We start from the raw sequence: 21,125 nt of genomic DNA on the forward strand, positions 1-21,125 counted from the left end.
GGGGTCAGGATGCACATGAACGTGGGTTCCGGGGCGATTCTAAAATACGGAGCTGACATCGCTCGCTATTGGACTTACCTTTGACACACAAATATTTGCTGATCTTGGGTCCAGTTTATGAACGCGCAAATCCATGACTTCTTGGTGGGGAAGCTGGACAGGGAAGGCAGTGAAACGCTGCAGAGGCAGATCTATCGCATCATCCAGGATTCCATCCTCGAGGGGAGGTTGCCCGTGGATTTCAAAATGCCCTCCACTCGATCTCTGGCCGATCAGCTGCAAATCTCCCGAATCACCGTGTCACTGGCGTACGAGCGACTCACCGAGGAGGGTTATCTCTATTCACGCCCCGGCAGCGGAACGTACGTAGCGGACACTCTTCCGCAAATCTATATTCCGGCTAAGAAGGTAGAGAAAGCCGAGTACACAGCAGCGCTGCTTTCGCGCCGCGGCTTAGCAATAACGTCCAGAGTCACTGGCCTCGCCAAAGCCCGTGGCGCCTTCGTACCTGGAGTAGCCGATGCCGACCTTTTCCCCTTTCACATCTGGAGGCGGCTGCAAAACAGGTACTTCCGGAAAAACCACATGGAGCTCACCGGATACGCTGAGCACGGAGGATACCGCCGACTTCGTGAAGAGCTCGCCTCATACCTCTATGCATCCAGGGCGGTAAAATGCAGACCCGAGCAGATCATCATAACGATGGGCACCCACCAGTCACTGGATCTGGTGGCAAAATTGTTGAGTGATCCGGGTGACAGCGCGCTGATCGAGACACCTTGCCACTGGGGAGCTCCAGTCGTGTTCTCAGCCGCCGGCCTCGCTGCTCACCCCATTACAATCGACTCGGATGGGGCCTGCCTTCCTGAATTGGCCAATGATATTAATCCCCGCTTTGCATTCATCACGCCATCACATCAATATCCTACTGGCAACATCATGTCGCTGCAGCGCCGTCGGGAGTGGCTTGCATTCAGTGACGCGCGGAACATCTGGATACTTGAGGACGACTACGACAGCGAGTTTCGCTACGACACCGAGCCTCTGCCATCAATGCAGGGACTCGATACCAAGCACCGAGTTATCTATCTCGGAACCTTTAGCAAGGTGACTTTCCCTGGCCTGCGCTTGAGCTACTTGGTAGTACCTGAGGCCCTGGCTGAAGCATTTAGCAAAGGGATGACCCAGTTGTATCGCCCAGGCCTTCTCCCCGTCCAGGCAGCTATGGCGGACTTCATCGAGGAGGGGCACTTCGCGAGGCACATTCGGAAGATGCGGACCGTGTACGCAGGAAGAAGAAATCTCTTGCAAAGAAGTCTGCTCCAGCAGTTTGGCTCTAAGATTCAATTCTCCGCAGGCGCTGCAGGAATCCACCTCGCAGTCACCGTTATCCCTAAAGGCATCGCCCGGGAAATGATTCGTCGTGCACCAGAATTTGGCCTAACCCTGAGGGGCTCTTACCAGCTTGATGCAGTCGTTGATGACGACCTTTTAGTACTGGGGTACGGAGGCATCAAGGAGGCGGATATCGCCCCGGCGGTCCAGCGCCTAAGGCAGCTCTACGACTCGATAACCGCAGAATGAGGTCATAGGCTCATCGACGCAATCGCCATCACATAATCAGCGAGTACAAAGGCCATTAAATACGAACGACTAGGCACAGCGCCATTCGAATGAATCTTAGCCTGGCCTCAGACACCAATGTCGGGTGCTAACCGATCCTCAGCAAGCAGCTCCCACTCGTTACCAACCGTCGCTGTAGCCCCCGCTGGAGACGCCGCCACAGGATTAATTCACTACCATCGATCTCTTTTATCGAAGCAGAGAGGTCGTCGTGGAGCGGTTATCCAACAGAATCTCGAAAAGGGTTCGGCCCGTTGCTGCTCGAAGGCGCCTGAATGACCATCAAACTGTCACTGTCTTCCCTGGCGCTCAGATTTTAGGCACCCTCTCGCCATCTACGAGCTTGACGTCCGCAGGCGGTGCGATGCGAACGCCAGAGCTAAAGAGTTATTGATCAAAGTGGGCATGGGGATCACGCTCGTAAGTTCCCGAGCCAGTTGTCCTGCGGTCAACAACAACGTGTTGCGATCGCCAATACCTGGCGCCTGATGGGAAGGAGCGGCAGGTAACGTTCCGTGCTTGTTTGAGCGTATGCGCAACGGCCAGCCTCACAGACTGAGCATCGCGCCAGGAACGGTCGATATACCGGTAGAGGTTAAAACTCTGAAAAACCATGGCCCGACGCTGTGCATCGCTCTTCGAGCAAACGCACGAACATGGTCAGGCTTTGCGATACCGTTCCCCGGCGCCACACCAGCCAGGTTCGCAAATAGCGAAAGGACTCCGACAACGGCCACACACTCACCGTGGTGCAGCCCGGCATGCTTTCGAGCATGCTGCGCGGCATCAGCGCCAGGCCAGCACCAGAGCTGACACAGGCCAGCATGCCGTGATAGGACTCCATTTCGAAAATCTTGCCGGGCACCGCAGCATCCTTGGCGAACCAACTTTCAAAGTGATGGCGGTAAGAGCAATTGGAGCGAAAGGCGTAGATGTTTTCGCCGTTCACATCCTGCGCACGGTGGATCGGCAAATGGTTGAGCGGCGCGATCAGCACCATCTCTTCCTCGAATGCCGGCACACCCTCCAGTGCCGGGTGCAGCACCGGCCCGTCGACAAACGCAGCGGCCAATCGACCCGATAGCACTCCGTCGATCATGGTCCCGGAAGGACCGGTGGACAGTGCCAGTTCGACCTTGGCGTGCTTCTGGTTATAGGCGGCCAACAATTCAGGAATACGCACCGCCGCCGTGCTCTCCAGCGACCCAAGGGGAAACGATCCTTGCGGCTCTTCCCCGGCAACCGTCGCGCGCGCCTCCTGGACCAGATCGAGAATGCGTCGAGCATAGTCGAGAAAACTCCAACCGGCTGGCGACAGGCGCAGACGGCTTTTCTCGCGAATAAACAGGTCAACGCCCAGATCCAGCTCCAACTGTTTGATCCGCGTCGTCAGGTTCGACGGCACACGATGGATGTGCTGGGCGGCGACGCTGATGCTGCCGTGCTCGGCGACCGCTTTGAAAATCTCCAGCTGAACCAGATCCAAGTCATTCTCCATACGTGAACGATACGATCAGCATTATTCAGTTTTAAGAAAACAAAAGCCACCGTAGTCTGAACGCATTCCCACCTCGCAGGACAATGCCATGACCAACATTTCCAGCCTCACTCATGCCATTTCGATCAATCCCGTCAACGGCGAGCAGATCGCTAACTACCCTTTTGAATCCGAAGCGGCGCTGCAAACCGCACTGTCACGTGCCACGACCGGATTCCGTGTCTGGCGCGGCACACCGGTTGCGCAACGCGCGCAACGGCTGATCGCGCTGGCCAACGTCTTGCGCAACAACGCAGAAACGATGGCGAACATGATCACCCTGGAAATGGGTAAGCCGATCACTCAAGCACATGGCGAAATCGAAAAGTGTGCGCAGCTCTGCGACTGGTACGCGGAACACGGCCCGGCCATGCTCAACGCTGAACCGACATTGGTTGAGGGCGGAAAAGCACGCATTGAATACCGCCCACTCGGCCCGATTCTCGCGGTGATGCCGTGGAACTTCCCGATCTGGCAGGTCCTGCGCGGCGCCGTTCCGATATTGCTCGCCGGCAACACCTACGTGCTTAAGCACGCGCCGAACGTGATGGGCAGCGCTTACTTATTGCTGGACGCCTTCCAGCAAGCTGAATTTCCTGAAGGGGCTTTCGAAGTCATTAACGTCACGCCGGAAGGGGTTTCCACGGCGATCAAAGACTCACGTATTGCAGCCGTCACCCTCACCGGCAGCATACGAGCCGGCATGGCCATCGGCGCGCAGGCCGGTGCGGCGTTGAAAAAATGCGTCTTGGAACTGGGCGGCTCCGACCCTTTTATCGTGCTCAACGATGCCGACCTCGACGATGCAGTGAGAGCCGCCGTGATTGGCCGTTATCAGAACACCGGGCAAGTCTGCGCGGCGGCCAAGCGCCTGATTGTCGAGCAGGGCGTTGTCGAGGAATTCACGCGCAAATTCGTCGAGGCCACGCAAAAACTGGTGGTCGGTGATCCACTGGCCGCCGCCACGTACATCGGCCCGATGGCTCGCTTTGATCTGCGTGACGAACTGGATCAGCAAGTGCGCGACACTCTGGAGGAAGGTGCTACGTTGTTACTGGGTGGCAAGAAGGCCGAGGGTAGCGGTAACTTCTACGAGCCAACGGTTTTTGCTGATGTCACCGACCAGATGACCTCGTTTAAGCAGGAACTATTTGGCCCGGTCGCTTCGATCATTACCGCACGCGATGCCGCCCACGCCATGGCACTGGCAAATGACAGTGAGTTCGGCCTCGCCGCAACGATTTATACAGGCGACGTGGAACGTGCCCAACAGATGGCCGGTGAACTGGAAACCGGTGGTGTATTTATCAATGGTTACTGCGCCTCCGATCCGCGTGTCACCTTCGGCGGTGTGAAGAAGAGCGGTTTTGGTCGCGAGCTTTCGCACTTCGGGGTACGCGAATTCTGCAACGCGCAGACGGTGTGGCTCGATCGGCATTAAGTGGATGGACAAAGACCGAGTGCGTTGGAAACCACGTTTTCCAAAGAACTCATTGCAGCTTACAAAAATAGTCCAAGAAGGCACTGAAGGAGAGTGGTTGAGATTTGGGGGACTGACGGAATGACGTGCACGCTACAAACACTTAATCTACTGACTGGCATGTATCGTCAAGGGGCTACAAATGTCATTTGATCTCCACCACCTCCTGCTTGTATTCACCGCCTATATCGTGGGAGCAGCAAGCCCTGGCCCCAGCAACATGCGCATCATGGGCGTCGCCATGCACCAGGGCAGAAAACCTGCGCTTATGCTGGCAGCAGGTGTAATCAGTGGTTCTTTTTTCTGGGGATCGATGGCCGCCACGGGCGTATCAGCCATTCTAGCCCAATACGCGCAAGCGCTCTTCGCCCTCAAAATAGTCGGAGGAATTTACCTGCTTTTCCTCGCCATCAAAGCTGGCCGCTCCGCCCTCGACTCTGACGAGCGTCTTCAAAAAGAACTGGTTGCCGCACCAACCGTTTCGGGCTTTGTCCTTTACCGGCGCGGCCTGCTTATGCACCTCACAAACCCGAAGGCGCTGCTGGGTTGGATCGCAACCATGACCCTGGGGCTGGGGCCACACGCGACGCCTGAAACAGTTATGATTATCCTGGCTGGCTGCGCCGTACTGAGCGTCACTATCTTCTGCAGCTATGCGATCGTCTTCTCCACGGCACCGATGATTCGAGGTTATCGTCGGGCACGTCGATGGATCGAAGGCACCCTGGGGTTAGTTTTCGGCGCCGCGGGTATAAAGCTACTGATCTCACGTGCTTGAACCCATGACATCGCTCGCGGTTTGTCTGGAGTGCGCCGTGCTACGTCCTAAGTTCGAAACCATCCACCAACTGCTTGAGTCGCGAGGCTTGTCGCTCACGCTCGTCACAGGCAATCAAGGTAGCCTGGAGATTTTCCACGCCTTCCTGGTTGAGGGTTTTGATCTTGGTGATGTCAACGTTTAACGAATCAATGAGCGCATTCTGCTCTTCAGTTGCGGTCGCCACCGACTGGTTGATGCCGTCAATGTCGCCGCCTCAATGTTGCTGCACGACATGCGGATTTTTCCTGCTAACCCGTTCATGGCATCGATCGTCTGCGTCACCAGCCCTCGGCCAGTAGACGGGCATCCGTGGCTTGGAGTGAGGCATCACCGGCATTGCACGCAATTTCCCCCAGGTCGAGCGAGCTGACCAAGGCCAGATGCAAGGATCGTAATCAGCGGGTAGATCGTCCTTCGGCCGAATGACGAAACTACCGTCACGACTGCCTAGATAAGTGAAGGTAAACGTCGACAGCACCGACCTCTGCTCCCAAGAGCGAAAACGCTGCAACAGCAACGAATGATGCCGCAAGCAGTACCTTATGGCTGAACTACAGTTGCATCCCCTGCCCTCAGCCAACCTCATCAGAACTACCAGAGACAAACCGGGTGATAGCTTGTGCTCGTCAATGAACGCGCCGTAACCACGGATGACTCCCAGCCTTTCCAGCTTGCGAACGCGTTTCTGACAAAGGCTCTCGCTCGAGTTTTTTATAGGTGATGCGCCCGTTGCGGCGCAGCACCTCGACGATGGCCTCGTCGATACGCCCCAAACACTCAGAGGTGCCGTGGTTCTTTATTCCGCTGTTCATAGTCAAGGCATTTCACTTCAGCCCGTTGGACAGAAACTGCTGCAGGCGCTCGCTTCTGGGATTATCCAGAATCTCAGGTCCACCCTGCTCTTCAACCAGTCCCTGATGAAGAAACAGCAGTTGGTTCGAGACCTTGCGGGCAAAGCCCATTTCATGGGTCACCATGATCATGGTCCGCCCTTCTTCTGCAAGCCCCTGGATGACTTTCAGCACTTCGCCCACCACTTCCGGATCCAGCGCCGATGTAGGCTCGTCGAACAGTATGACTTCAGGCTCCATCGCAAGTGCGCGAGCAATGGCTACCCGTTGCTGTTGCCCCCCGGACAGAAACGCTGGGAACTGATCGGCAACACGGGCCGGCAGTCCTACCTTTTCCAAGTATCGCCGGGCACGATCCTCCGCATCTTTTTTGCTCACACCCAGCACCCGCCGCGGAGCAATGGTGATGTTGTCCAACACGGTCATATGGCCCCACAGGTTGAAGTGCTGGAACACCATGGCCAGGCGGGTGCGCAATCGTTGCAATTCATGGTCATCCGCCACGCGCAGCCCCATATGGTTTTTAACCATGCGGATCGGTTTGCCATCCAGACTCATGGCACCGTCGTTGGGGGTTTCAAGAAAATTAATGCAGCGCAGGAACGTACTTTTTCCAGAGCCACTGGCGCCGATCAGACTGATCACGTCGCCTGTTTTGGCTTGCAGGGAAACGCCCTTGAGTACTTCATGGCTACCGTAACTTTTGTGTAGCCCTTCAACAGTCAATTTGTACATGTTTGCAGTCATCCTCTAACGCGGATTGGAGCAGCAGTGTCAGCTACTGGGCTCAGTGAGTCGAACCAAGAAAAGCCAGCCAGTGACGCTCGGCGATTCGAAACAGGCCGACCAGGGCAAAGGTCACCGCCAGGTAAATCAGTGCCGCAATCCCAAACGATTGAAAGGTCAAGAAGGTCGCAGAGTTCGCGTCTCGCGCGACCTTAAGAATGTCCGGAACAGTGGCGGTGAACGCCACCGTGGTCGAGTGCAGCATCAGAATGACTTCGTTGCTGTAATACGGCAGCGAGCGACGCAAGGCTGATGGCATGATTACAAACGCGTAGAGCTTCCAACCTGAGAGGCCGTAAGCTTTCGCAGCCTCAACCTCTCCATGGGCGATGTTGCGAATGCCCCCGGCAAATATCTCAGTGGTGTAGGCGCAAGTATTCAAGGCGAAGGCCAGGATGGTGCAGTTCATCGCATCACGAAAGAACGCATCAAGCGCAGGCTGCGCACGTATTGCAGCCAGGCTATAGATCCCGGTGTAGCAGATCAGCAACTGGATATAGAGTGGCGTACCTCTGAACAGGTAGGTGTAAAACTGCACCGGCCAACGCACATAGAATCTGGGCGACACTCGAGCGATGGACAGTGGAATCGACACGATAAAGCCGATGAACAGTGAGGCACTGAGCAGCCACAACGTCATGGCCAGACCGGTTATCTGCTGACCATCGCTGAAGAAGAAAGGCCTCCAATACTCCTGCAAGAGCTCGATCATCGCACCGCCTCCCGTGAACCCACCGCGTAGCGCCGCTCAAGTAAGCGCAGGACAAGATTTGAAAGGCTGGTGATAACGAGGTACGTCAATGCAGCAAGCACCAGGAAGAAGAATAATTGATAGGTGCTTTTCCCCGCGTCCTGGGCGGCTTTCACCAAGTCAGCCAGACCGATGATCGACACCAGCGCGGTGGCTTTTAAAATCACCATCCAGTTGTTGCCAAGTCCCGGCAAAGCGAACCGCATCATTTGCGGGAACATCACGAAGCAAAAACGCTGAGTCCGACTTAAACCATAAGCAGTAGCGGCTTCGACCTGCCCCCGGGGCACTGCCAGCATTGCGCCACGAAACGTTTCGGTGAAATACGCGCCGTAGATGAATCCAAGGGTGATAATCCCGGCGACAAAGGGGTTGATCTCGATGTAATCCCAGCCCAGAGCGACTGTGAGTACCGTCAGCCAGGTTTGCAGGCTGTAGAAAATCAATAACATCAGGACCAGATCCGGCACCCCCCGGATCAGTGTGGTGTAAAGCTGCGCTGGCAGACGTAGCAGCTTGAGACTGGACAGTTTGGCGCTGGCCCCGATCAGCCCCAGCAGCACACTCAACGCCAGAGAAGAAAGGGACAGCTTGACGGTCATCCAGGCGCCTTCGAGCAGCAAAGGGCCAAACCCCTTCAGGCTGAATGCAGAGAGCCCCAGCACGCCTAATAGTGTGTCGAACATAATCAGCAACCTAATAGCGATAAGCGCCCATCCAGAGGGTGAGCGCCGGGTGGTTATTTGCCGCTGTAAAGATTCAGATCGCCGAAGTGCTGCTTCTGGATCGAATCGTAGGTGCCATCTTCGTGCAAAGCCCGGATCGCTTTATCGAGCAATGCCTTGAGTTCCACGTTACCTTTGGCAATGCCGATCGCGGTTTTGGAAGGAAGATAAGGGCTCTCAACGGACGGGCTGCTTTCGTAATCGGCACCCTGTGGCAAGTTGAGAAAACCTAACTGGGCCTGCAATGCGTCCTGCAAGGATGCATCCAGCCGCCCAGCTACGAGGTCGTAATACACCTGGTCCTGGTTCTGATAGGACTGGATTTTTACGCCTGCTTTGTCCAGAACAGCCTTTGCGTAGGCTTCTTGGATGCTGCCCTGGAAGTAACCGACCGTTTTACCCTTGAGTGACGCTACGTCTGTGCTGAGGCCCGAATCTTTTTTGAAGACGTAGGCCGTGAACCCGGAAAACAGCTCATTCGAAAAGTCGATGGCTTTTTCGCGTGTTGGCGTCACTGTCATGGATGAGAGAATGCCATCGAACTTACCGGCTCTGAGGCCTGGGATCAGACCGTCAAAATCGCTCTCGACCCAGATGCATTTGACTTGAAGTTTGGCGCAAATCGAATGACCCAAATCAATGTCAAATCCTTTGAGACTGCCATCAGCCGCTTTCGACTCGAAGGGCGCGTAGTTAGCATCCACGCCAAAGCGCAGGGTTGTGTAATCTTTGGCCCACGCTACATTCAAGCACAATGGAAAGAACGCGATAAAACACATTTTTCTTAGCGAGTTCATATGTACATCCCTAGGTATTGTAATTGGATTCAAGGGCAGTAAAGATTTGACAGCTGAACACATAGCTCCGTAAGTTATTATTATGAGGCGATCGCCTTATCACCAACACTACATCAGCATTGCCACCTCAGAGAACATGGCAAATTGATCAATCTCATGAGCAAAATGCTCGAAACTTTATGTCGAAGCCACTTTCATCATCACCAAGCCGGAAACAATTAAAATCGCGGCGGCCACTCGCAGAATGCTGGCTGGCTCTCCGAGGAAAGCAATACCAACTAAAAATGCACCCACCGCCCCGATACCTGTCCAGATCGTATAAGCGGTGCCTAGTGGAAGACTTTTCATCGAGAACGAGAGCAGCGCAAAGCTGGTTAGCAACATGACCAATGTCACGATAGTGGGTATTACCCGTGTAAAACCCTCAGATTGTTTCATTGAAAATGCCCAAACCACCTCAAGCAGCCCAGCAACAATTAAACTTAACCAAGCCACGATTAAAGCTCCTTTAAAATCTCGTTAATGAAAATCACCTTGCTCACTTCGAGCGAGACATTGCACCATATGTGCAAACTTATCCTGAGCTTAAAAAAAACCCCCGCGTGCACGGGGGTAAAGACGGGTTGACCAAACCCTGTGCGTGACGCTGTAACACAACAACTAATGATAAAACCTATCAGATCACTTGAACGTTTCATCCAACGCCAGGCAAATGTCTTTTATCAGGTCATCAGCGTCTTCAAGACCCACCGATAAACGCAAGTGACCGTACTCTTGAAATTCCTTGGGATACTTGTCGAAGCCACCACGGCCCTCAGCGCCCACATGCACAATGAGCGTTTCATCATGGCCCAGTGAAACGGCAGACGTAATAATGCGCAAGTTAGAAACAAAGCGATTTTGGGTGTCTGGATCGCCTTTCACTGCGAAGGCCATCATTGCCCCAAAACCACGACCTGCAAATTGTCGCTGAGCTAATTCATGCTGCGGATGAGAGGCAAGCCCGGGGTAATAAACATAGGCAACACGGTCATCTGACTCGAGGTAAGCAGCCAGTTTTTCCGCATTGCTCAGGTGCTGCTTCAAACGAAAAGGCAGCGTGACTGAGCCCCGCATGATTAACCAGGCATTGAACGGCGAGATGGTTGCGCCAAGGTCAACCAGTGCGTCGTGCTTGATGTGATTCATCATCTGGGTAGAACCCAGGACCACACCTCCCATCGAGTCACCATGACCGTTAATGTATTTGGTCAACGAATGAACAACCAGGTCTACACCATGCTCACTGGCACGGAAAAAAGGTGGCGGTGTAAACGTTGCATCTACAGAGATCAACGCGCCCTGAGCGTGCGCAATCTCGGCCAACGCAGCAATGTCCGCGACCTTGGTCGTAGGATTCGCGATCGTTTCAGTGTGCAGCAGCTTGGTATTGGGCCGGAATGCCTGCCGGACAGCCTCCAGATCGCCCATATCTACAAACGTTGCCTCAATACCATAGCGCTCAGGCAGAAGCTCGGCGAACAACCGCCATACGGCTTCATAGGTGACATCACTCACCAGGACATGGTCACCGCTCTTCAAAAATGTAAAAAACACTGCATGCAACGCAGCTACGCCGGTTGCAAACACAACACTAGACTCAGTCCCCTCAAGCGCTGCGAGTTTTTTCTCCAGGCACACCTGGTTGTGCCCTTGATTACGGGTATACACAAGACCATCTGGGCTGGACCAATCCATTGTCGAAGGATCATCCGGCAGTAGATAGGAGTTGGCCATGACTAATGGCGTACGCACCGCGCCAGTCGTCGTGTCAATTACGTTACCCCCATGAACAGCCAGTGTGGCTGCAGATAGCGTGGTCAGGTTTTTCTTGTCAGGACGCATGGGGTCTATTCCTCCAAAGTGCATTGTCGTTGTGCTTGTTCAATTTTGAAGTGGCGTGCGCGAGTGGTGGAGGGCCTGGTCAACAGGGACCAAATTCTGGTTCTCATCAAATATCAGTGCACCGGATTCAATCCCACGCACACGGCCGCTTACCATGTACCAACCGGCTACCAGCACCGCAGCGTAGATGGGCAGCGAAGCAATTGAGTACGTCCCAACCGGATAATCCATCGCAATCAATATCAGCACCAAACCAAAGAAAATAAGCGTGGCGTAACCACTGTACGGAGCGAAAGGCATACGAAACTGCGGTCGTTGCAACTCCCCAAGTTGGGCATATTTGAAGAGCTTGATTTGGCACAAAATGATCGTTGACCATGACCCAATCAGCATCACAGCAGTGAGGGTCAACGCAATTTCAAATGCTTCCCCCGGGACAATTGCATTGAGAAAAACCCCGATCAAGGAGGCGACGGTTGTCAGCATGATGCCGGCGAACGGAACCCCCTGACGATTCATCTTCGCCAGAAAACCAGGCGCTGAACCGCTGATGGCGAGGGACCTTAGTACTCGACCGGTTGAATAGATGCCCGCGTTCAAAGACGAAACGGCCGCCGTGATGAGGACCATATTCATAATGGCATCCGCGCCCTTGATTCCCAGTGAGCCAAAAAAGGTTACAAAGGGACTTACACCTGCTGAATAGGCTGTATGCGGGAGCAGCATTGCCAACAGCAGTATGGAGCCTACATAGAAGACAATGATGCGGAATACCACCGCGCGAATGGCCTTAGGCATGACTTTGGCGACATCCTGGGCTTCACCTGCGGCAGTACCGACTAACTCCACACTTCCGTAGGCGAATATCACCCCTTGGATCATGATGACTGCGGGCAAAAGCCCGGCAGGAAACCATCCACCATTGTCGGCGATGAGTTGGAAGCCAACCTCATGTCCCGGCAGTGGCGTGCCAAATAGAACCATATACGCGCCTATGCCCAGAAAGGTAGTCAAGGCAGCCACTTTGATCAGGGCAAACCAGAATTCGAGTTCCCCGAAAATCTTTACCGACACTAGATTAATTGCGGTGACGAGGGCTAACGCGGCAAGTGCAAGCAACCACTGCGGAATATCGCCTATAAAGGGTAGATAGGCCTTGAAAAAGTTCAGGTAGAGCGCGGTGGCAGTCAGGTCAGCAATAGCGACCATCACCCAATCGGTCCAGTACATCCAACCCACTGTAAATGCCCATTTTTCCCCATAAAATTCTCGGGCGTAGGAAACAAAAGAACCGGATGAAGGCCTATACATCACAAGCTCGCCCATAGCTCGAATGATGAACCAGGCAAAGAAACCACATATTGCGAAGACAAATACCAGAGAAGGCCCCGCCTCTGCGAGGCGCGCCCCGGCGCCCATAAAAAGCCCACTGCCGATCGCACCACCAATGGCTATCATCTGAATCTGGCGCGGCTTGAGCACTTGTTGGTAACCCGATTCCTCAGTGCTGAAGTCTGTTCTTCGAGCGACATGGGATGCCTGCTCGGGTGCTGGATTAAAATCGCTAACACTCATCTCTGTTACCTTTTATTTTTATTCTGAACGCGACTCTTCAAGGCAGAAGAGTCTCGCCAAGGGTCGCACTGAAGCGTCAAGCCCCGCAGGAGCGACGTGTTTAGTTCCCACTCACGCCGTTAATGCACACCACTTTGGGTTGCGTCATATCTTCATAGGCGAAACGCACACCTTCGCGGCCCATGCTCCCGTACTTGAAACCACCGAAAGGCATTGCGTCGAATCGGTAGTCCGAGGAGTCGTTGATCATCACGCCGCCCGCTTCAAGTCGCTTGGCTGCCTTCATCGCAACATTCAAATTACTGGTGAAGATCCCCGCATGCAGGCTGTATTCAGGCTCGTTGGCAAGCTTCAGGGCTTCGTCCAGTGAACCGACGCTCTGAAGTATCACGACAGGGCTGAACACTTCCTCGCACCACAGTTTGCAGTGGCGGTCGACGCTTTCCAGGACAGTGGGCGAATAAAGCGAACCGTTACGTACATTGCCGAACAGCAACGCCGCGCCTGTGGCAATCGCTTCATTCACCACGTCTTCAGCGCGCTTGGCTGACGCCTCAGTAATCATCGGGCCGACATCAGTCTGATCATCCGCAGGATTACCCACGATCAACTGGCTGGTTTTCTCAACGAAGCGTGTCTTGAACGCTTCGTAGAGTGGCGCCTCGATTAAAATCCGCTGAGTACCAATGCAATTCTGCCCGGCCGCCCAAAAAGCCCCCGACACACAGGCGTCGACTGTTTCATTCAGATCGCAATCAGCCATCACGATAACCGGGGCATTTCCGCCAAGGTCCATCGCCAGCCTCTTGAGCCCAGCCGTGCGCGCGATTTGCTCTCCGGTAACGAAACCGCCGGTGAAAGACACCATACGCACCGCACGGTGCGCAACCAGGGCCTTGCCCAATGCAGCCCCACCCGTGGCGACTGTTACAACAACAGGCGGCAGGCCCGCCTCGATCAGGCAATCCACTAGCTTGATCGCCGAGAGGGGTGTGAGCTCGGATGGCTTGAGAACAACCGCGTTCCCTCCCGCAATAGCAGGGCCCAATTTATGGGCGACCAGATTGAGGGGGTCGTTGTAGGGTGTGATCGCAACGATTACACCCAGGGGCTCGCGAGTGAACCATCCCTGGCGTGATTCGGATCCGACATAAGCATCGAAAGGGATCACTTCACCCGCATTCCGCTTGGCTTCTTCCGCCGACAACTTCAACGTATTGACGCAGCGCAGTACCTCCTTCCTTGCCTGCTTCAGCGTTTTGCCCGACTCCGCCACAATCAGTCGGGCAAAGGCGTCCTTATCACGTTCAACCGAGAACGCCGCCTGTTCCAATATGCGTGCACGTTCATGTCGCGGCAGGTCCTTGGAAATCAACGCCCCCAAGATAGCCGTGTCAACTATTGTGGTGGCGGATGAAGCAGGTATGTCGACCACCTCACCTACCTTGCTACCGTCAAACGGGCTACGCACAGTAATCGTTTTATAATCAGCAGCAATTGAGAGACTCAAGCTATTCATGATTACTTACCTGACTGGGTTTTGTGCTTGTGAATGCTCACAATATCGGCGAGTAAAGCGAAAGCAGTTTCAAAGCGACCTGCACCCGCGCCCACCACAGTTACAGGACCAAGAATGGCGGTATCGAAGGTGATGGCGTTGGTAGCGCCACTGACACCCGCAAGCGCATCAGTGGATGGCAATAAGTGAGGGCGCACAGAGGCAGAAATGGAGCCATCACTCAGCTTTTCTGCGCTGCCGATAAGCTTCCATCGAGCATTGGCTTTCGTAGCTTCGGCAATGTCCGTGGCGGTAATCTCAGAAATACCCTTGCATAGAACATCGCTAGGCTTGAGCTTTGCACCGAGCAACTCGTTCGCCAATATGACGACCTTTAGACGAACATCATGCCCTTCCACATCTGCTGTTGGATCTGCTTCGGCGTAACCTAGCTCCTGGGCCTTCGCAACAGCGCTGGAGAAGTCCAGACCCGTCTCCATACTGGAGAGGACAAAGTTCGACGTACCGTTGAGGATCCCTTTGAAACCGCTGATTTCCGAACCTGCGAGAGATTCCTTGGCCAACCGGATAACTGGCGTTCCACTCATGACTGCACCTTCGAACTCAAACCGAGCATCGGTGCTATCGGCAAGCGCTTTCAAACTTTGCGCATACAGCGCCACTGGTCCTTTATTGGTAGTCACGACGCTGATGCCCTTCTCCAAGGCCCAACGGCAGAATGTGGTGGCTGGCTCACCGTCCATAGGATTGGTAAATGTTGCTTCAGCAACGATATCTGCGCCAGCAAACCGAATGACGGACTCGTTGGCAGGTTCATCACTGCCGCCTCGCAGAGCTTTGAAGCTGCCTTTGGCAGCAGGCACCGCAGCCAGCTCATGAGCATCCAGACCGTCTTTGTTGATAACTGAGCCAAGAAAGAGATCACTGACGCCAACAATCTTCAATTTAAAACCCAGCTCATCTGCCCAACGCGAATTCTTATCAGCGATAAGCTGAGTCAGCGCACGGTTGACGCCACCGAAGCCAAGCAGAGCAATTTTATATTCAGTCACGTCAAAAATCTCATTGTTATGTTTGGTGCTGAAATAGTAAGTCGCCAACCCATTTTCACGAATATGGCAAACAGAACGTAATTGCGAGCAAAATGCTCGTTCAACAGCGCACATTGCTTTACCCGCACTACTTGATGCAGGATAGAACGAAGGAAGTCACAGTATTAAAAACGCCTGGCAGCGCTGAGATTTCACTCCAGACCCTGTGGATACGATCTGAACTCATCGCCTCGACCGTTAATACAATATCAAGGTCGCCGCTCATCACATTGCATGAAGTAACCTCTGGCATTGCTATGACAGAACGGACAACGTCAGCATCACGCATTCTATCTTTACGATAAACGAAGATTAAAGCTTTGATAGGCCCAGTATCCGTCGAGGGCATTCCTTTAATGATCGTATAGCCCCTAACATACCCATCGCGCTCCAATCTTTCGATTCTCAGCCTGACGGCATTCCTCGACAAGTTAACTTTTATCGCAATATCATTGTGAGCAAGCCGCGCGTTACGCGTAAGCTCTTCCAATATTTTCTCATCCACCTTATCTAACACACGCTTCATCTCTAACTCCAAATTTATAACGAGCGAGACTCCGTGTCTGTGGACAACGTCCCGATGAGCTGCTTAAGTGCGCCAACATCGTTAGGGATTGAAAAACATCGGTAGTCAAGTCCCGGAGGAGTACCGATCCCTTTGATGACATCCAGTGCATCTGTTTCATCAACTACTGCAGAACTCTTGGAGGGATGTGTCGTCGCCAGGCAAATCATCGGGATAAGCAAGCTACGCCTGCTGGCACGCGCCGCTCGCAATCCGATGGCCGTGTTGGGACTGACCAGATAACCACTCTGCGCAAACACCTCATGAATGGTCCGAAAAGCATCTGCGTCCTCCACGGCCAGAGAGTCGAAAAGCTTACGCGCCTCCAACCATTCATCTTGATCTAACTTAATCGAGCCCTCACTCTCCAGCAACTCCATATTCCTAGCAACTTTTTCTCCGCGGCGGTTAAGAACACTCCACTGCATGCGTTCAAAGTTTGAGGCCAATGAGACGTTCATACTAGGAGTATTAGTAATGCGAATTTCTTTTCGACTATAGAGATTATTTTGCAGAAAGTCATGCAATCCCGCATTGGCATTGGTGGCAACAATCAATTGCCGGATCGGCAACCCCATTTCCTTGGCAATATAGCCCGCGTATAACGCTCCAAAATTTCCGGTGGGCACACTGAAGGCTACTTCTCTGTTGGGCGCACCTAATTGAAGTGCTGAGTAAAAATAGAAGGAAAGATGCGCAAGCACTCGCACCCAATTCACGGAATTGAATGACATCAGTTGCTGCGTTTTATTATTGTGCTTGAAGAACTGTTCGCAGAGGCGATGACAATCAGAGTAATCCCCTTCCACAGCAACATTAACTATATTTTCTTCATTCGTACCCATTAAGAGACGTCTATGCTCTTCCGTTATTCCTTTCGAGGGATGCAGCACAATAACGGTCACACCTTGCATACCAGAAAAGGCTTTTATTGCAGCAGCGCCTGTGTCCCCACCGGTGCAACCTACAACAAGCGCTCTCTTGCCAGATCTCAATAGTTCGCGCCCAACCAGGCGAGCCATCAATTGGAGACCGAAGTCCTGATAGACGCCAGCTGGCCCATAAAATAATTCCAATATCCACTCATTACTCGCCGTTTGGTAAAGAGGTGCAACCGCTTTGCTTTTGAAGCAGTCAAACGTTTCCTCGAGAATCTGAGACAGCTGATCTTGAGGTATCCAATTACCTAAAAACGGCTCAATCACGTGACGTGCCAGCTCATGGAAAGGAAGCCATTCCAGCTTGGATAGGTCCTCCCTTTTGAAGCGAGGGACCTTGAGAGGTACGAATAACCCTCCATCCGGGGCATACGCCCCCATGAGCACGTCGGCGAAGTCGAATGTTTTGCCGGGTGTCCGCGTACTAACGTATTTCATAACCTGAGACACCCTCTCGCAATCTCTGAGCTAGCCGCCTCTCTGGCGGTGCCCTGCTGAAAACCGACACCACGATTTAAAGCGCTAGTCATCCAGCTTCCACCCATTGACTATAAAAGTCAATATAGTGACCATTGCATTTGTCTACTGGCTTTTTTCAGCCAAACGCAACGAAGCCTTTGGCGCTACCTCGCCAGGTAGCGCAGGACATCTGTCAGTTTAGAAATCAGAGAGAACACCATGTGCGCCAAGAACCTTCTGCATTCGCTTTACCAGTACAAGGCATGGTCTGAGGAGGAGCTATTCAAATACTTGAAAGCCTCGGCGGCGAAATCCTATCCAGACGAAATGGCGAAAGCGATGTATTGGCTCAGCCACATCAACATTGTTGATCAGTTGTTCATCGCCAGACTGAAAGGAAAGCCGGACGAATTTAACTCCGTCGTGACTGACCAACCTCAGAACTTGATTCAGCTTGAAAAACAATTCTCCAACGCGAATCAATGGTTTGTCGAATACACCAAAACCGTCACGACAGCGGAACTGGCTGATCGCGTGACGTTTACTTTCAAGGATGGAAAGCCTGGGAACATGACTAAGGAGCAAATACTGGCGCATGTGCTTTCCCATGATCTGCAACATCGGGGGAGTGTCGCTACTATCTTGCCAGGCGAGATCCTGCAGGATCACAAGGACCACTTCACAACGTTTTTGAAACGCTAGAAACCTGTTCGCCTGCCTCATGGAGCATGATTGGCAGGCGCCCTCTTTCTAAGTAAGAAGACAGGTTCAGCTCAGCTCCAGCTCGTCGATCACAGCGGCAATTTGCTTACGCCCTTCGCCACTTATAGTTCTGAGCGGCAGGGGCAGGCTTGGATGCTGGGTAAACCCACGAAGCTCTGCAGCAGTCGCCACGACACGAAAGCTGCCGCCAAATTGCCTGAACAAAGCCCAGAGTGGCTTTAAGCGCTCAGAAAGGCGTGCAGCCTCGTTGGCATCACCAGATAATGCCGCTCGCGTAATCGCTAGCGCTGTGTTGGGGAAAAGCCCCCCTATGACGGAATACCAGGCCTCACAACCAGCATTCATACCCACAGCTGCAAAGACTTCACCACTCACGCCGATCGTGACATTACTTGGAATCAGCCCCCGAAGACGCTCCACACGTGCTTTGGCAAGATGGAAAGCTTCAGGAACGCCCGGAATCTTGATTGAGCTCACATGCGGCAGCTGGGCAATGCGCCCGTGCAGCTCGTCAGTAAATTCAAAATGAGTGGTGCCGGGATTGTCATAGACACATAGCGGAACTGAGACGTTAGCCGAAACTGTTTCATACAAAGAAAAGACATCTTCCGCACATAGCTTCTGATAGCACACCGGCGGTAGAAGCAAGGCTTTGACCCCCACCTTTTGTGCATCCTCGGCCAGCAATAGCACGTCCCGCGTGCGTAGCGATCCAATGCTGACCATAACAGGCACATTGCCCGCGGCCTCTACCGCGAACTGCGCAACTCGAGTGCGCTCAGCCCGAGAAAGATACGCATAGCTACCAGTAGAACCGAGTGCACCGATGGAGTCGACATTGGCGGCTGCCAGTTGCTCAACAAGACGAGTAAATGCGTATTCATCTACACCTTGCTCATTCATAGGCGTCAATGGAAATGCGCTAAGGCCGGTAAATTTCATTTATGACTCCATGGTTTTGTCTTTTGACTAATTAGATCCAGGACCAATCAGTGAGCTTTCAATTTGAACACCTGGCATCATCAGTTGCAGGCCCTCGATAAGCTTGTCGCCTGCTTCTGTCAGCGCTTCAAGAGGCATCGCTGGCAAACTTTCCAGAATGAACCACATGTGTTTTGCATCAGCACCAAGGCGGGTTCTGACACCTTGCCGCCAATTCCAACGGCGACATGTCACGCCTTTATCGTCCCGCCATACCACTTCGCCGGCGTCCGGATACTCGTGAGCTAGAGCGCCTTCTTTCACGGTGTCAAAAGGCTCGGTACCGTCTGCGACGACGAGCCGCGGCGTGCCCACATAGGCGTCTATATTTTCCCCACCCACAGGGATCGCATACTCGATGCTGATGGCGTTGTAGAGGTCAACGATGGGATCCAGGCTCGGTACGCTGCCGTCTCGTAGAACACGCTTGCGCAATGCCTCAGCGGAGCAAGGCGTACGTTGTGGCTTAGCCCCAAACTTTCGGAAGGTCTCTGCCCATGCTGCCAGATGCACGTCTCCCCAGGTGGGTCCGCCTGACAACACTGTCTGGCAGGCGCGGTCCAGGGCCGCTTGAGCGATAGCAGGGTTGGTGAGGGACGCGGCCTTCACAACGATACTTAGCGCCCGGAAGCCCGGTGCCAAATCTGCAACAGATTGGTCAATTAACGGCAATACGGACAGCATCAAAAATCTCCAGTGATCTACATGTCGTTTTCATGCTAGCCATCAACGACCAAAAAAGTCAATATATCGACCATACCAATCAGAGCCAGCTACCGAGCAGATTGACGACACCAGTAGCAAGCGTCGAGAATCCTTTCAACTTTCTCTCATGACTATCAATAATGACCCTAAACACCAGTATATCGACCACGCCCGGCGCCGATGCTCAGACCGTGAGCCTGGCCGTTGCGCGTACGCTCAAACAGGCACGAAAGAATCAAAAGATCACGTTGGATGAGCTATCTCGCCGCTCAGGCGTGAGTAAAGGCATGGTCGTCGAAATTGAGAAATGTACGGCTAACCCGAGCATTGGCATCCTGTGCAAAATCGCCGCAGCGTTGGGGCTTTCTGTTGCAGACATCGTCAATGTGACAGACGCCCCTGCCGCCCACATTATCGACAGTCAGGAGATCCCTACACTCTGGACCGGCGATCTGGGCGGCACAGCTCGGCTGCTTGCAGGAACGACTGGACCCAACATGATTGAACTATGGCGCTGGGAAATGTTTCCGGGTGAGTCCTTTTCATCCCAAGGGCATCCTCAGGGCACGCTTGAGTTGTTTCATGTGGAGAAAGGGACGCTGAAATGTGTGGTCGGGGAAACAGAATTAGTAATCCCGGCAGGCTGCTCTGCTGTGGCAAAAACAGATGTTGCGCACTCCTACGCCAATGCGGGTAGGACCAAGCTGATCTTCACCATGTCGGTCACTGAAATACACCAGTAAACGGGTCCGGCATTTTTCGGCGGTCGTTAAGGCCTTGCGCTGTTCGATCCTGCTTAACAAATCCAACAGATCGTGACGATTGATATCGTAGATGGAGCGCCCACCGAGCGTGGGCAGAACGTCCTTATTGAAGATTCGCAAGATTTGCGAGAGCGTACTCTGGCGCCCTTCCTTCAGGCTCAGCCTGCGGAACTCCACCCATTGATTGAACACGGCCTCGAAGGTGTGCTCTGCCGCAAAACGAACAGCACGACGCTGTTGCTTACGGTACTCATAGGGATTGATGCCTTGGGCGACCAAGGCGCGCGCCTCGTCACGTCGTGCACGGGCTTCTTTGAGGCTGATTTGCGGATAGCTACCCAGAGACATGCGCTTCTGCGCGCCCACCCAGTAGTATCTGAAACGCCAGATTTTCCCGCCGCGGGCGGTCACGTTGAGCGCAAGTCCATCCGTGTCGTCTATCGTGTAGTCATTGCCAGTGATTCGGGCTTGCCAAACGGTCGTATCCGAGAGGGCCATAGCGAGCTCCTGAACAGAGTCAGGACCGGATGCTCGTCTCGCTATCCAAAGCT

Annotated in this window: 19 protein-coding genes and 3 pseudogenes; 5 read left to right on the forward strand and 17 right to left on the reverse strand. The window is 53.6% G+C overall.

Annotated elements, in window-relative coordinates; translation table 11 throughout:
- The first annotated feature begins 117 nt into the window (after window positions 1–117).
- The gene (gene pdxR / locus LCU97_RS18135) at window positions 118–1,584 is read left to right on the forward strand and encodes a MocR-like pyridoxine biosynthesis transcription factor PdxR (protein ID WP_232777389.1); all 1,467 of its coding nucleotides are present in this window, start codon (window positions 118–120) and stop codon (window positions 1,582–1,584) included.
- A gap of 634 nt (window positions 1,585–2,218) precedes the next feature.
- Here pdxR and ptrR read toward each other — a convergent pair.
- A complete protein-coding gene (gene ptrR, locus LCU97_RS18140; RefSeq protein WP_232777390.1) occupies window positions 2,219–3,109 on the reverse strand; it encodes a putrescine utilization regulator PtrR in 891 nt (296 codons plus the stop codon).
- Window positions 3,110–3,209: 100 nt separating this feature from the next.
- Between ptrR and LCU97_RS18145 the strand changes: the two genes are divergently transcribed.
- Together LCU97_RS18145 and LCU97_RS18150 are read left to right on the forward strand one after the other, a co-directional pair.
- Window positions 3,210–4,601 carry an aldehyde dehydrogenase family protein gene (locus tag LCU97_RS18145; protein ID WP_232777391.1) on the forward strand — a complete coding sequence of 464 codons (1,392 nt, stop codon included), beginning with the start codon at window positions 3,210–3,212 and terminating at the stop codon, window positions 4,599–4,601.
- A 181-nt stretch (window positions 4,602–4,782) separates the two neighbouring features.
- Window positions 4,783–5,418, forward strand: coding sequence for a LysE family translocator (locus tag LCU97_RS18150; protein ID WP_232777392.1), 636 nt, complete (start codon window positions 4,783–4,785; stop codon window positions 5,416–5,418).
- A gap of 40 nt (window positions 5,419–5,458) precedes the next feature.
- On the opposite strand, the pseudogene LCU97_RS18155 reads toward LCU97_RS18150, so the two are convergent.
- From LCU97_RS18155 to thrC, 13 genes and pseudogenes are all read right to left on the reverse strand, one after another.
- Window positions 5,459–5,671 (reverse strand): annotated as a pseudogene (locus tag LCU97_RS18155) (chemotaxis protein); the annotation flags it as partial.
- Window positions 5,672–6,022: 351 nt separating this feature from the next.
- Window positions 6,023–6,272 (reverse strand): annotated as a pseudogene (locus LCU97_RS18160) (Lrp/AsnC family transcriptional regulator); the annotation flags it as partial.
- Window positions 6,273–6,284: 12 nt separating this feature from the next.
- Window positions 6,285–7,046, reverse strand: coding sequence for an ABC transporter ATP-binding protein (locus LCU97_RS18165; protein ID WP_232777393.1), 762 nt, complete (start codon window positions 7,044–7,046; stop codon window positions 6,285–6,287).
- A 52-nt stretch (window positions 7,047–7,098) separates the two neighbouring features.
- Entirely contained in the window at window positions 7,099–7,809 is a 711-nt protein-coding gene (locus LCU97_RS18170; RefSeq protein WP_232777394.1) for an ABC transporter permease, read from the reverse strand.
- Window positions 7,806–8,534, reverse strand: coding sequence for an ABC transporter permease (locus tag LCU97_RS18175; RefSeq protein WP_232777395.1), 729 nt, complete (start codon window positions 8,532–8,534; stop codon window positions 7,806–7,808). Before LCU97_RS18175 ends, LCU97_RS18170 begins: the two co-directional genes overlap by 4 nt.
- Window positions 8,535–8,587: 53 nt before the next feature.
- Window positions 8,588–9,352: a transporter substrate-binding domain-containing protein gene (locus tag LCU97_RS18180; RefSeq protein ID WP_232777428.1), complete on the reverse strand. Its 765-nt coding sequence runs from the start codon at window positions 9,350–9,352 to the stop codon at window positions 8,588–8,590.
- A gap of 195 nt (window positions 9,353–9,547) precedes the next feature.
- Window positions 9,548–9,865, reverse strand: coding sequence for a DMT family transporter (locus LCU97_RS18185; protein WP_232777396.1), 318 nt, complete (start codon window positions 9,863–9,865; stop codon window positions 9,548–9,550).
- A 186-nt stretch (window positions 9,866–10,051) separates the two neighbouring features.
- A complete protein-coding gene (locus LCU97_RS18190) occupies window positions 10,052–11,254 on the reverse strand; it encodes a trans-sulfuration enzyme family protein (RefSeq protein ID WP_232777397.1) in 1,203 nt (400 codons plus the stop codon).
- Between the two features lie 39 nt (window positions 11,255–11,293).
- A complete protein-coding gene (locus LCU97_RS18195; protein WP_232777398.1) occupies window positions 11,294–12,829 on the reverse strand; it encodes an amino acid permease in 1,536 nt (511 codons plus the stop codon).
- A gap of 100 nt (window positions 12,830–12,929) precedes the next feature.
- Window positions 12,930–14,348, reverse strand: coding sequence for an aldehyde dehydrogenase family protein (locus LCU97_RS18200; RefSeq protein ID WP_232777399.1), 1,419 nt, complete (start codon window positions 14,346–14,348; stop codon window positions 12,930–12,932).
- Between the two features lie 2 nt (window positions 14,349–14,350).
- Entirely contained in the window at window positions 14,351–15,400 is a 1,050-nt protein-coding gene (locus tag LCU97_RS18205; protein ID WP_232777429.1) for a homoserine dehydrogenase, read from the reverse strand.
- Between the two features lie 127 nt (window positions 15,401–15,527).
- A complete protein-coding gene (locus LCU97_RS18210) occupies window positions 15,528–15,965 on the reverse strand; it encodes an Lrp/AsnC family transcriptional regulator (protein WP_232777400.1) in 438 nt (145 codons plus the stop codon).
- Between the two features lie 14 nt (window positions 15,966–15,979).
- On the reverse strand, window positions 15,980–17,380 hold the full coding sequence (gene thrC, locus LCU97_RS18215; RefSeq protein WP_232777401.1) for a threonine synthase: 1,401 nt from the start codon (window positions 17,378–17,380) through the stop codon (window positions 15,980–15,982).
- Between the two features lie 240 nt (window positions 17,381–17,620).
- Here thrC and LCU97_RS18220 point away from each other — a divergent pair, with 240 nt between their 5' ends.
- Window positions 17,621–18,103 (forward strand): DinB family protein, encoded by a 483-nt coding sequence (locus LCU97_RS18220; RefSeq protein ID WP_232777402.1) that lies wholly within the window; start codon window positions 17,621–17,623, stop codon window positions 18,101–18,103.
- 66 nt (window positions 18,104–18,169) lie between these two features.
- Here LCU97_RS18220 and LCU97_RS18225 read toward each other — a convergent pair whose 3' ends face one another.
- Complete coding sequence (locus LCU97_RS18225) at window positions 18,170–19,066, reverse strand: dihydrodipicolinate synthase family protein (RefSeq protein ID WP_232777403.1); 897 nt, start codon at window positions 19,064–19,066, stop codon at window positions 18,170–18,172.
- A 27-nt stretch (window positions 19,067–19,093) separates the two neighbouring features.
- Window positions 19,094–19,789: a B3/B4 domain-containing protein gene (locus LCU97_RS18230; protein WP_232777404.1), complete on the reverse strand. Its 696-nt coding sequence runs from the start codon at window positions 19,787–19,789 to the stop codon at window positions 19,094–19,096.
- A gap of 161 nt (window positions 19,790–19,950) precedes the next feature.
- Between LCU97_RS18230 and LCU97_RS18235 the strand changes: the two genes are divergently transcribed.
- Window positions 19,951–20,553, forward strand: coding sequence for a helix-turn-helix domain-containing protein (locus tag LCU97_RS18235; RefSeq protein WP_232777405.1), 603 nt, complete (start codon window positions 19,951–19,953; stop codon window positions 20,551–20,553).
- 3 nt (window positions 20,554–20,556) lie between these two features.
- Here the strand turns inward: LCU97_RS18235 and LCU97_RS18240 are convergent.
- A pseudogene (locus LCU97_RS18240) lies at window positions 20,557–21,072 on the reverse strand (tyrosine-type recombinase/integrase); the annotation flags it as partial.
- Window positions 21,073–21,125 lie beyond the last annotated feature (53 nt).

The sequence above is a fragment of the Pseudomonas uvaldensis genome, from assembly GCF_021271205.1.
Classification (GTDB): Bacteria; Pseudomonadota; Gammaproteobacteria; order Pseudomonadales; family Pseudomonadaceae; genus Aquipseudomonas; species Aquipseudomonas uvaldensis.

Bases quoted from the DNA above. Each gene is read 5' to 3' on its own strand.
- LCU97_RS18230 (WP_232777404.1), bottom strand. From the start codon at position 19,789: ATGCTGTCCGTATTGCCGTTAATTGACCAATCTGTTGCAGATTTGGCA.
- LCU97_RS18195 (WP_232777398.1), bottom strand. From the start codon at position 12,829: ATGAGTGTTAGCGATTTTAATCCAGCACCCGAGCAGGCATCCCATGTC.
- LCU97_RS18150 (WP_232777392.1), top strand. From the start codon at position 4,783: ATGTCATTTGATCTCCACCACCTCCTGCTTGTATTCACCGCCTATATC.
- LCU97_RS18175 (WP_232777395.1), bottom strand. From the start codon at position 8,534: ATGTTCGACACACTATTAGGCGTGCTGGGGCTCTCTGCATTCAGCCTG.
- LCU97_RS18165 (WP_232777393.1), bottom strand. From the start codon at position 7,046: ATGTACAAATTGACTGTTGAAGGGCTACACAAAAGTTACGGTAGCCAT.
- LCU97_RS18235 (WP_232777405.1), top strand. From the start codon at position 19,951: ATGACCCTAAACACCAGTATATCGACCACGCCCGGCGCCGATGCTCAG.
- thrC (WP_232777401.1), bottom strand. From the start codon at position 17,380: ATGAAATACGTTAGTACGCGGACACCCGGCAAAACATTCGACTTCGCC.
- LCU97_RS18145 (WP_232777391.1), top strand. From the start codon at position 3,210: ATGACCAACATTTCCAGCCTCACTCATGCCATTTCGATCAATCCCGTC.
- LCU97_RS18225 (WP_232777403.1), bottom strand. From the start codon at position 19,066: ATGAAATTTACCGGCCTTAGCGCATTTCCATTGACGCCTATGAATGAG.
- pdxR (WP_232777389.1), top strand. From the start codon at position 118: ATGAACGCGCAAATCCATGACTTCTTGGTGGGGAAGCTGGACAGGGAA.
- LCU97_RS18180 (WP_232777428.1), bottom strand. From the start codon at position 9,352: ATGTGTTTTATCGCGTTCTTTCCATTGTGCTTGAATGTAGCGTGGGCC.
- LCU97_RS18220 (WP_232777402.1), top strand. From the start codon at position 17,621: ATGTGCGCCAAGAACCTTCTGCATTCGCTTTACCAGTACAAGGCATGG.
- LCU97_RS18200 (WP_232777399.1), bottom strand. From the start codon at position 14,348: ATGAATAGCTTGAGTCTCTCAATTGCTGCTGATTATAAAACGATTACT.
- LCU97_RS18190 (WP_232777397.1), bottom strand. From the start codon at position 11,254: ATGCGTCCTGACAAGAAAAACCTGACCACGCTATCTGCAGCCACACTG.
- LCU97_RS18210 (WP_232777400.1), bottom strand. From the start codon at position 15,965: ATGAAGCGTGTGTTAGATAAGGTGGATGAGAAAATATTGGAAGAGCTT.
- LCU97_RS18170 (WP_232777394.1), bottom strand. From the start codon at position 7,809: ATGATCGAGCTCTTGCAGGAGTATTGGAGGCCTTTCTTCTTCAGCGAT.